The organism is Streptomyces sp. 1331.2 (genome assembly GCF_900199205.1).
Lineage (GTDB): Bacteria > Actinomycetota > Actinomycetes > Streptomycetales > Streptomycetaceae > Kitasatospora.
Map to the genome: position 1 here is coordinate 4,649,471 of NZ_OBMJ01000001.1, position 10,236 is coordinate 4,659,706.

The window sequence follows — 10,236 nt, forward strand, 5'->3', positions numbered from 1 at the left end:
TGGCGCCGCTACTTGGCGCAGACGTCCACGTCGTCCGCCTGCACCCGCTGCAGGTCCTCCGGCGCCGCGGTCGGCACCGCCGCCGGCGCACCGGGCGCGGCCAGCACGTCCTTGCCGAGCACCAGCAGCAGCCCGCCCTTCGGGTCCGACTTCGCGGCCGGCCGGACGGCCTCGCCCGGCAGCCCGAGGGCGGTGGCCAGGGCGGTGGCGGCGGCCTCCTGGCCGACCGGGTAGGAGACCGTGGTGCCCGCGGCCACCGGCGCGTCGCTGCCGACGGCGGCCAGGGCGAAGCCCTTCGCCTTGAGCTTGTCCACGGTCGGACCGGACTGTCCGCGCTTGCCGCTGCCGTTGCGCACCGTCACCTGGACGGCCTTGGGGTCCACCGCCGGGGTGGTGGCAGCCGGAGCCGCCGGTGCGGCGGGTGCACCCGTGGCAGCCGGGGCGCCGGTCTCGGCGGGCGGCGGCGCGGCCGTCTCGGTCAGCGAGCGGTCGCCCGCGATCATCGCGAACACCTGCTGGGCGTCCGGCTGCTTGAAGATCACCCGGTCCTTGTCCGCGGGGTCTTCCACGACGGGCACGGTGGCGAAGGTGATGTTCTTGGTGTCCACCTTGCTGATGTCCAGCGCGAGGTCCTTGAGCTTGTCCACGCTGCCGATGCCGGAGTCCACGGTGAGCGCCTTGGTGGCGGCGTCCGCGAGCTTGTAGAGCTTGGTCGGGCTGGTCAGGGTGTCGTCGCTCTTGATCTTGCGGATCATCGAGCTGATGAACTGCTGCTGCAGCGGGATCCGGGAGAGGTCGCCGCCGAAGCCGACGGCGTGCCGGGTGCGGACGAAGGCCAGCGCCTCCTCGCCCTGGACCACGTGCCGGCCCTTGGTCATCTTGAGGTGGGAGCCCGAGTCGTTGATGTCCTTGGCGGCGCAGACCTCGACCCCGCCGACCGCGGTGGAGAGCGTTTTCACCGCCTCGAAGTTGACCTGCACGAAGTGGTCGACCCGGATCCCGGTGAGCTTCTCGACGGTCTTCCAGGTGCAGCCCGCGTCCCGCCCCTCCTGGCCGAGGCTGTTGTTGAACATGTCCCGCGCCGAGCCCGGGACCTTCTTGCCCTTGGCGCTCTGGCACTCCGGTATCGGCACCATCAGGTCGCGCGGGAAGCTGACCACCGTCGCGTTGGAGCGGTCCTTGGCGATGTGGAACAGCAGCGTCGTGTCGGCGTGCCCGGTGCTGCCCTCGTCGCCGTACTCGCGCCCCAGGCCCTCCCGGCTGTCGGTGCCGATCACCAGGACGTTCAGCGCGTCCCCGGCGGCCTTGGGGCGCTCCGCCTCGTCGCCCAGCTGCACCTTGACCGAGGTCAGGTTGTCGTTGAAGTGCTTGTACAGGTAGTACGCCCCGCCGCAGCCCGCGACCATGACCAGGGCGCCCGTCCCGGCCGTCCACTTGAGCACCCGTCGGCGCCGGTTGCGCTTGGCGACGGCGGCCGCCCGCCGCCGGTTGTCCCGGCGGCCCTCCCCGGCCGCCGCCGATGCGGCTGCCGGTGCCGCGGGCGCCTCGGCGGCCCGACGGCGGCGCTGCCGGGGGACATCCGGAGTCGGGTCCACGCGGTACCGGCCGGTTTCCGGCTGTTCCTCGTGCACGGGGCTCCCTAGCTTCGACCGGTCACGGCTCCGGCCCGCCCGTTCTGACGAGCCGATCCGGACACAGTAGACGAGCCGAATGGGGGAATCGTTCCGGCTGTGACTTGCATCATGTTTGAACAATGCGCAGGCAAAATCCGTTCAGCAGTGGGTAATTCCCGGAGAACCCGCTCCCGACCTGCGGTGCGACCGGAGGCCGGCCGGTGCGATTCCTCAGTGCTGCACGCAGGCGTCCACGTCGGCGGTGCGTCCCTCGAAGGTGGGAGAGACGCCCGCCGAGGGTGACGCCGTCGCCGTCGCCCGCGCGAACGCCGCCTCGGCCGAGCCGGCGCCCGGGCTCGGATCGGTGCCCTGCCCCGTGTCCGGGCCCGCACTCGGCGAGGGCGTCGACCCGGGCGGGCGGACCGCGACCGGCCGGTCGTCCCGCAGCGCCGTGAACAGCTGGGTGGTCTGCGGCTGCACGAACTCGTCCCGGTCCGAGTCGTAGCGGTACGGGCGGCGCGGCACGGTCAGGAGGACCACGTCGGAGCTGGGGATGCCCCGCAGGTCCTGGGTGAGGTCGTACAGCGCGCCGAGCGAGGACAGCCCGCCGTCGGCCCGGACCGAGGAGGTCGCCGCGTCCAGCACCGGCCACAGCCGCGCCGGGTTCAGCAGCACCCCCTGCGACTCCACCTTGCGGACCAGCGCGGCCAGGAACTGCTGCTGACGGCCCACCCGCTGGGTGTCGCTGCCGTCGCCCAGGCTCTCCCGGGCCCGGACGTAGCCGAGCGCCTGCTCGCCGTGCAGGGTCTGCCGGCCGGCGGGCAGGTCGAGCTTGGCGTCCTTGTCGTGGATCGGCTGCGGCACGCACACCTCGACCCCGCCGATCGCGTCCACCATCGTCTTGAAGCCGCTGAAGTCGAGGATCACGTAGTGGTCGATCCGGATCCCGCTCAGCTGCTCCACGGTGCGGATCGAGCAGGCCGGGCCGCCGGTCTCGAAGGCCCAGTTGAACTGCATCAGCCCCGGCTTGCTGCGGGTGCCGTCCGGCTTCTCGCAGGCGGGGACGGAGACCATGACGTCGCGCGGGACGGAGACCGCCGTCGCGTGCTTCCGGTCGGCCGACAGGTGCAGCAGGATCGTGGTGTCCGAGCGCTGGGTGCCGGCCTCGCCGCCGTAGGAGCCGTTCGCGCCGGAGCGGTCGTCGCTGCCGATCAGCAGGATGTTCTCGGCGCCCTGCGCGCCGGCGGTGCGGCTGGGCCGCTCGGCCTCCAGCTTGGCGAGCAGCCGGTCGGTGGCCGAGTCGGTCCGGATGTTGCCGTCCAGCTTGCGGTAGGCGATCCAGAGCAGCACCCCGCCGGCGACCAGCAGGAACGCGACGACGCCGGCGGTGACCATCAGCCACCGCCGGCGCCTGCGCGGGCGTCCGGTCCCGCCCGGAGGATCGTCCGGCGGGGGAGCGTCCGGCGGGGGACGGTTCGTCGGGGGGTCGTTCGCCGGAGCGTCGTCCGGCGGGGGAGGGGCGGTCGGGGGGTGCTCGGTGTCGTCCTCGGCCATGGCAGCGATCCCTACCCGCCGGGCCCGGGCCGGGGGTTACCCGAGGCGCAGTGTCACCCGTTCGGATTCGATCCGCTTCTCCCACTGCGCGGCGTCCAGCCCCTGCGAGTTGCGGCACAGCACCACCGAGGCGCCGGCCGCCAGCGGCGCCAGCAGACCGGCCTCCAGGCCCGTCCAGTCGTCGAAGGAGAGGGTGGACAGCACCCGGTCGCCGGGCTTCAGCCCGAGGCGGGCCGCCCCCTCCCGGGCCAGTGCGACGGTCTGTTCGCCCGTCAGCTTCAGCGGCAGCCCGTCCACCGAGGTCTCCAGCGCCTGCCCGTCCGGGGCGACGGGGGAGTACGGCGCGAAGCGGTCGCCCTGGCCGGGCACCTCGGCGGCGTAGTCGAGGAAGCCGTCCGGGCGCTGCGGGAAGCGGCCGCCGAGCGGGCGCAGGGCGAGCGCGACCCGCTCGCCGTCGCAGGCCTGCGCGGCCTCCAGGCCGTCCGGGCCGCTGACCACCAGGTCGGCGTCGGCAGGGTCTCCGGCCGGCACCGCCGTCACCCCGACCGACCAGCAGGCGAGCAGCCAGACGGCGCTCTGCCAGTGGGCGGGCAGCAGCAGGGCCGCCCGGTCGTCCGGGCCGGCGTTCAGCTCGTCCTGCAGGAGGTTGGCGGTCTTGGCCACCCAGTTGTCGAAGGTCCGGGCGGACAGCTCCACCCGTTCGCCGGTGGCGTCGTCGTAGAAGGTGACCAGCGGGGCCGCGGGATCGACCGAAGGGGTGCCGCCGCGCAGGAATGCGTGCAGCAGCTCGACGGGGGTGCGGGCATCGGCAGCGAAAGGCGCAGTCATGGTGCGCCCCAGCCTACGGCCTTCGAGTGGGAGGCCGGGAGGGGTGGCCGGAGGCACGCGCGAGTGGCGCAGACCGACGTGGCGGCATCAGTGATTTGTCGTCAATATCCGTTTTATGCGTATCTCACTTCTTGCCGGCGCGGCCACGAGCTGCGTCGCCGTCCTGTTGTTCCCGTCGACCGCCGTCTCCGCCGTCGCCACCCCGGTGCCGGTCGAACGGACCTCCGCCGGTGGCGGCACCGTCACGAGCCTGTCGCTGACCACCGCCGAACACCGCGTCACACAACGCGCCACCGCGCCCTTCTCGCTCATCGGGGTGAGCTGGGACGACCCCCGGCAGTCCCTCGACGGCGCCTCGGTCCGGGTCCGCACCCACCGCGTCTCCACCGGCGCCTGGACCGAGTGGCGAGGGCTCGCCGTCGAGGGCGAGGACGCCCCCGACGAGCGGGACGGCCGGGCCGGCATCCGCGGCTCCACGGCGCCGCTGTGGACCGGCCCCAGCGACGGCGTGGCCATCGAGGTCACCCCCGGGCCGCGCGGGCTGCCCTCCGGGCTGCGTGCCGAACTGGTCGACCCGGGCAAGGGCGCCCCGCAGTCCGCCCCGCGCACCCTCCCGGGCGAGGCCGCGACCGGCCGGGCGCCGCAGGACCACGAGGCCCCGCGCCCGGGCATCGTCACCCGGGCGGGCTGGGGTGCCGACGAATCGCTGCGCGACCCGGGCTTCGTCTACACCGGGACGGTCAAGGCGGTGTTCGTCCACCACACCGACACCGCCACCGACTACGCCTGCAGTGACGCGCCGCAGATGATCCGCGCGATCTACCAGTACCACGTCCAGAGCAACGGCTGGCGGGACATCGGCTACAACTTCCTGGTCGACCGCTGCGGCACCATCTACGAGGGCCGGGCCGGCGGTGTCGCGCAGCCCGTCCTCGGCGCGCACACCCTCGGCTTCAACACCGACTCGACCGGCGTCGCCGCGCTCGGCACCTTCACCACGAACGGCCCGCCGCAGGAGCTGGTGGACGGTGTCAGCAAGATCGCGGCCTGGAAGCTCGGCCTGACCGGCCAGGACGCGGGCGGCCGGACCGACCTGACCTCCGGCTCCTCGCAGAGCCGCTACCCCAAGGGCACCGTCGTCTCCTTCGACACCATCTCCGGCCACCGGGACGCCTTCGCCACCGAGTGCCCCGGCGACGGCCTCTACGCCCGGCTCGGCGACATCCGCTCCTGGGCCTCCCACCTCCAGGGCCGCTGAGCCCCGTCGGCACCCCCGGGGCCGGACCGTCCGGTCCGGCCCCGGGGGTGCCCTCGTTTCCCGCCCCGTCCCCGGAGGGCAGCTCCGGCAGCCGCGTATCGTTCCTATCCCCGGGCGGCACGGGCCGCCCGGCAGGCACAGGAGGCGACAGCGGTGACGGGCGGCGAGTCGGTACGGCGCTGGCGGCCGGGCTTCCCGCTGGACACCGCCCGGACCCTGCTGCCGCTGCGCCGCGGTCCCGCCGACCCGGCGTACCGCACCACCGGTGACGGCGCGGTCTGGCGGGCCTCCCGCACCCCGGCGGGCATCGGCACCCTGCGGGTGCTGCCGCACCCGGGCGCGGGCGAGATCGAGGCGACGGCCTGGGGCCCGGGCGCGGACTGGCTGCTGGACCGGCTGCCCGCACTGCTGGGCGCCGAGGACGAGCCGGAGGCGCTGGTGCTGCCGCCCGGCCCGCTGCGCGACGCCCAGCGCCGTACCGCGGCGGTGCGGCTGACCCGGACCGGCCTGGTGCTGGAGTCGCTCGTCCCGGCGATTCTGGAGCAGAAGGTCACCACCGACGAGGCCTACCGGGCCTGGCGCACCCTGCTCCGGGACTTCGGCAGCCCGGCGCCGGGCCCGGCCGAGGGCATGCGGGTGGCGCCCTCGGCCCGGGAGTGGGCGGGGATACCGAGCTGGGAGTGGCACCGGGCGGGCGTGGACCCGAAGCGCTCGGCGACCGTGATGCGCGCCGTCCGGCTGGCGCCTCGGCTGGAGGAGGCCTCCGCGATGGGCCACGAGGAGGCCTTCGCCCGGCTGACCACCGTCCCGGGCATCGGCGTCTGGACGGCCGCCGAGACCCTGCAGCGCAGCAACGGCGACCCGGACGCGGTCTCGGTCGGCGACTTCCACCTGCCCAACCTGGTCGGCTCGGCCCTGGCCGGCCGGCCCCGCAGCGACGACGCACAGATGCTCGCCCTGCTGGAGCCCTACCGCCCGCACCGCTACCGGGTCTGCCGCCTCCTCCTGGCCGTCGGCGCCCGCGCCCCCCGCTACGGCCCCCGTCTCGCTCCCAACGACCACCGCCGCCGCTGAGCCTCCGGTGCAGAGGACTACCGCACCTCGATGAAGGCGTCGGCGCTGCGGGCCGGCCGTTCGCGCGGGGCTTCGGCGGGGCGGCCGACGGCGACGGCACCCATCGGGTCCCAGCCGTCCGGGAGGTCCAGGGCGGCGCGGACGGTGTCGCGGCAGAACATGGTGGAGGAGACCCAGGCGGAGCCGTAGCCCTCACCGGTGAGGGCGACCAGCAGGTTCTGCACGGCGGCGCCGGCGGCGACGGTGAACATCTCCCGCTCGGCGGTGGCGCGCCGGGCGTCGGGGTAGTCGTGCGAGCCGTCCATGACCAGACAGGGCACCACCAGGTACGGCGCGTCGCGCAGGACGTTGCCGCGGGCGGTGCGGCGGGCGATCCGCGCCTCGTCCCAGCCGTCGAGGTCGCGCAGGTCGCGCTGCCAGGCGGCGAGCATGGCGTCGAGCAGCCGGGTGCGGGTGTCGGCCGACTCCAGCAGGACGAACCGCCACGGCGTGGTGTGGTGCGGTGCGGGCGCGGTGACGGCGGCCGCGACCGCGCGGCGGACGGCTGCCGGGTCGACCGGTTCGGCGGTGAACGAGCGGACGGTGCGCCGCAGGGTGACGGCCTGGCGCAGCGCCTCGGAGGTGCCGAGCCGGAACATGTCGTCCGCGGCGGGCCGGACCAGCGGCCGGGTGCCCTCGCCGTCCTCGGGGGTGACGAGGTGTCCGAGCCCGCGCACCACCGCCACCGGGACGCCGGTGGCCTTGCCCTTCACCAGGTCGGCGGCGGCGGCGAGTTCGTCGGCGGTGGCGGTGACGGTCAGCGCCAGCTCGTTGCCGTGGGTGTCGGTGCGCCCGCGGTGGTCCTCCAGGACGGCGAGGCCGGCGGCGCCGATCGCCACGTCGGTGAGCCCGTTGCGCCAGGGCCGGCCGAAGGTGTCGGTGACGACGACGGCGAGCCGGCGGCCGGTGAGCTGCTGCAGCCGGGCCCGCAGCGCGCGGGCCGAGGCGTCCGGGTCCTCGGGCAGCAGCAGGACGGTGCCGGGGGCGGTGTTCGAGGCGTCGACGCCGGCGGCGGCCATGACGAAGCCGTTGCGGTTCTCCACGATCCGGGCCGGCCCGCGCCGGGCGACCACCCGGACGGTCTCGGCGTCGATCGCGGCCTCGCGGTCGGCGGCGTGCAGCAGCCGGCCCTCGGCCTTGCTGACGATCTTCGAGGTGACGAGCAGGATGTCGCCGTCCAGGAAGGTGCCGGCCTTGGCGATGAGCGCGCCGAGGTCGGCCCCGGCCTCGACCTCGGGAATCCCCTCGACCCCCAGGACGTGCAGCGTCACTTCCGTACCTGCTCCGCCAGTGCCAGCGCCGCCCGGGCCATCTCGGCGGTGGCCCCGACGTCGGTCATCAGCAGCGGGACGGCCCGGCAGGCGATCCCGCCGGCCTCGACCGCGGCGACCGCGCCCTCGTCGGCGGTGTCGACCAGCCAGCCGTCGACGAGCTCCGCGCCGTAGTTCAGCGCGACGGCCTCCGCCGTCGCCTCGACGCCGACCGCGGCGAGCACCTTGTCGGCCATGCCGCGCACCGGCGCCCCGCCGATGATCGGCGAGAGCCCGACGACCGGCGCCGGGGCGGCGGCGACGGCCTCCCGGATGCCGGGGACGGCGAGGATGGTGCCGATCGAGACGACCGGGTTGGACGGCGGGAAGAGGATGACGTCGGCGTCGGCGATCGCCTCCAGCACGCCGGGCGCGGGCTTGGCGGTGTCCGCGCCGACCGGGATGATCGCCTCGGCGTCCACGGCGGCGTGCAGCCGGACCCAGTACTCCTGGAAGTGGACCGCCCGGGAGCCCTGCTCGTCGGTGATCCGCACGTGCGTCTCGACCCGGTCGTCGCTCATCGGCAGCAGCCGGACGCCGGGCTTCCAGCGCACGCACAGCGCCTCGGTGACCTGGCTGAGGGTGTACCCGGCGGTGAGCATCTGGCTGCGGACGAGGTGGGTGGCGAAGTCCCGGTCGCCGAGCCCGAACCACTCGGGCCCGACGCCGTACTCCTTCATCTCGGCCTTGATCGACCAGGTTTCGTCGGTCCGGCCCCAGCCCTGCTCCTCGTGGATGCCGCCGCCGAGGGTGTACATCACGGTGTCGAGGTCGGGACAGACCTTGAGGCCGTAGAGGTGGATGTCGTCGCCGGTGTTGCCGATGACGGTGATCTCGTCCTGCGGTCCGACCGCCGCGAGGAGCCCGCGCAGGAAGCGCGCTCCGCCGATTCCGCCTGCCAGTGCCACGATGCGCATGGGGTTCATCCTGCCACGGCCCGACTGCCCGTCAGCCCCGTCTCAGTGCGTCTCGGCCTGCGCCGGCCGGTGCGGCTCCGGGTGCTGCTCGGGGACGGCGGCCGCGCCGTACTGGTTCATCTCGGTGAGGCCCGGGGTGTACAGGTGGATGGAGACGGCGGGTTCCAGCGCGCCGTTGACCACCTCGTGCAGGTAGCCGGAGGAGAAGACCCGGTGGCCGCCGGGCCGCAGGGTGCGGGCGCCCTCGCCGGCGTGCGTGAGGGAGCGCTCGATGAGCTCGCCCCGGACGACGGTCATCACGCCGGAGGACTCGCCGTGGTCGTGGAAGCCGCTGCTCTGGCCGGGCAGCCAGCTGAGCAGCCAGACCTCGTAGCCGGGGCCGGTCTCCAGCCGGGCGTACCAGCGGGTCAGCGCGTCGTAGCGGACCAGGGGCTCCCAGCGGGCGCGGTCGGCGGCGATCTCGCGGACCAGCCGGGCGTACTCGGCGACGGTGGTGGGGTGCTCGGGCAGGTCGGTGCGGGCCAGGTGCGGGAAGGCGAGCGGGTCGCCGGCGATGGAGACGTCGCTGAGGCCGTCGGCCCAGCGGGCGGCGCCGGTACCGGCGGTGGCAGCGGTGCGGGCGGTGACGGTGGCGGGGCCGCGCCGGGCGAGCTTGTTGCGGTCGCGGTTCCGCTTGCGGATGCGGATCATGCGCACGGGATCGTCCTCGGAAGAGTCGGCTGGTTCGTCGGGATCAGCCGGATCCGGGATGTCCTGGGACGGGAATCGCGGGCGGCCTCTGTGCTTCCTGGTGGCGGCGCGCGGTGGGACGCGGGCGCCTAGATACAGCAGGAGCAGAGGCGACAACAGAAGTTCACGGCACGGCGGAGCGTGGAACCGCTCCGGGGGCTGGCGAACTCTGACATAGGGGAAAGGAGACCGCATCCGCGGGGCGGGTGTCAAACCGACGGATGCGGCATTCGAGTGGATTAGGTCCGGATCTTTCCCTGATGGGGTGATTCATCACTCTCTATGTTTCGATGGGAAGATCGCCGGGAAGGCAGCCCGATGACCGGCCCGCGCCGGTGACCGTGCGTCACCTGGCGATTGGTTGCGGATGGTTCGGCATCGTTCAGGACTTTGAGCCAAAAGGTCCGATGTGTCCGAATATGTACACTATTCGTAACGGCTTGGTGCCGGGGAGTGAATCCTGGCCTCAATACCAGAGCTCGGCTTGACTGGGCCAGAGTGACGCAACTGTAATTTCACTCGTGTCGTCAGCCGCACGAGGCAACGGCAACCACGGGGACGCCAAGTAGGGGCAGAGGAGGCGCGCCACATGAGCGAGCTCTTTGAGCTGTTGATCGGGGACGGCATCGCGGAGGATGAGGAGGAACTCGGTTGGCAGGAGCGCGCGTTGTGCGCCCAGACCGACCCCGAGTCCTTCTTCCCCGAGAAGGGCGGCTCGACCCGCGAGGCCAAGAAGGTCTGCCTCGCCTGCGAGGTCCGTTCGGAATGCCTGGAGTACGCGCTCGCCAACGACGAGCGCTTCGGCATCTGGGGCGGTCTCTCCGAGCGCGAGCGCCGTCGGCTCAAGAAGAGCGCGGTCTGACCGGGGCGCCGCCCCGCTGACCCGTCGCCAACGACGGACAATCGCACAGCTG

9 protein-coding genes are annotated in these 10,236 nt (G+C 73.7%); 3 read left to right on the forward strand and 6 right to left on the reverse strand.

Annotation, left to right across the window (positions count from 1 at the left end; translation table 11 throughout):
* Positions 1-8: 8 nt before the first annotated feature.
* The 3 genes from CRP52_RS19975 to CRP52_RS19985 form a co-directional block, all read right to left on the reverse strand.
* The gene (locus CRP52_RS19975) at positions 9-1,631 is read right to left on the reverse strand and encodes an LCP family protein (protein WP_257032684.1); all 1,623 of its coding nucleotides are present in this window, start codon (positions 1,629-1,631) and stop codon (positions 9-11) included.
* A gap of 213 nt (positions 1,632-1,844) precedes the next feature.
* The gene (locus CRP52_RS19980) at positions 1,845-3,008 is read right to left on the reverse strand and encodes an LCP family protein (protein ID WP_306458875.1); all 1,164 of its coding nucleotides are present in this window, start codon (positions 3,006-3,008) and stop codon (positions 1,845-1,847) included.
* A gap of 195 nt (positions 3,009-3,203) precedes the next feature.
* Positions 3,204-3,995 carry a TIGR03089 family protein gene (locus CRP52_RS19985; protein WP_097237651.1) on the reverse strand — a complete coding sequence of 264 codons (792 nt, stop codon included), beginning with the start codon at positions 3,993-3,995 and terminating at the stop codon, positions 3,204-3,206.
* A gap of 115 nt (positions 3,996-4,110) precedes the next feature.
* Here CRP52_RS19985 and CRP52_RS19990 point away from each other — a divergent pair, with 115 nt between their 5' ends.
* Together CRP52_RS19990 and CRP52_RS19995 are read left to right on the forward strand one after the other, a co-directional pair.
* Positions 4,111-5,253 (forward strand): peptidoglycan recognition protein family protein, encoded by a 1,143-nt coding sequence (locus tag CRP52_RS19990; protein WP_097237652.1) that lies wholly within the window; start codon positions 4,111-4,113, stop codon positions 5,251-5,253.
* Positions 5,254-5,406: 153 nt separating this feature from the next.
* Positions 5,407-6,327, forward strand: a complete 921-nt coding sequence (locus CRP52_RS19995) for a DNA-3-methyladenine glycosylase family protein (protein WP_097237653.1) — start codon at positions 5,407-5,409, stop codon at positions 6,325-6,327.
* A 17-nt stretch (positions 6,328-6,344) separates the two neighbouring features.
* On the opposite strand, the gene CRP52_RS20000 is transcribed toward CRP52_RS19995, so the two are convergent.
* From CRP52_RS20000 to CRP52_RS20010, 3 genes are read right to left on the reverse strand one after another with little or no spacing between them, the layout of a single operon-like run.
* The gene (locus CRP52_RS20000; protein WP_097237654.1) at positions 6,345-7,637 is read right to left on the reverse strand and encodes a coenzyme F420-0:L-glutamate ligase; all 1,293 of its coding nucleotides are present in this window, start codon (positions 7,635-7,637) and stop codon (positions 6,345-6,347) included.
* On the reverse strand, positions 7,634-8,593 hold the full coding sequence (gene cofD / locus CRP52_RS20005) for a 2-phospho-L-lactate transferase (protein WP_097237655.1): 960 nt from the start codon (positions 8,591-8,593) through the stop codon (positions 7,634-7,636). Before cofD ends, CRP52_RS20000 begins: the two co-directional genes overlap by 4 nt.
* Before the next feature lie 42 nt (positions 8,594-8,635).
* The gene (locus tag CRP52_RS20010; RefSeq protein ID WP_257032686.1) at positions 8,636-9,289 is read right to left on the reverse strand and encodes a cysteine dioxygenase; all 654 of its coding nucleotides are present in this window, start codon (positions 9,287-9,289) and stop codon (positions 8,636-8,638) included.
* 622 nt (positions 9,290-9,911) lie between these two features.
* Between CRP52_RS20010 and CRP52_RS20015 the strand changes: the two genes are divergently transcribed.
* Positions 9,912-10,184: a WhiB family transcriptional regulator gene (locus CRP52_RS20015; RefSeq protein WP_030062195.1), complete on the forward strand. Its 273-nt coding sequence runs from the start codon at positions 9,912-9,914 to the stop codon at positions 10,182-10,184.
* Positions 10,185-10,236: the final 52 nt, after the last annotated feature.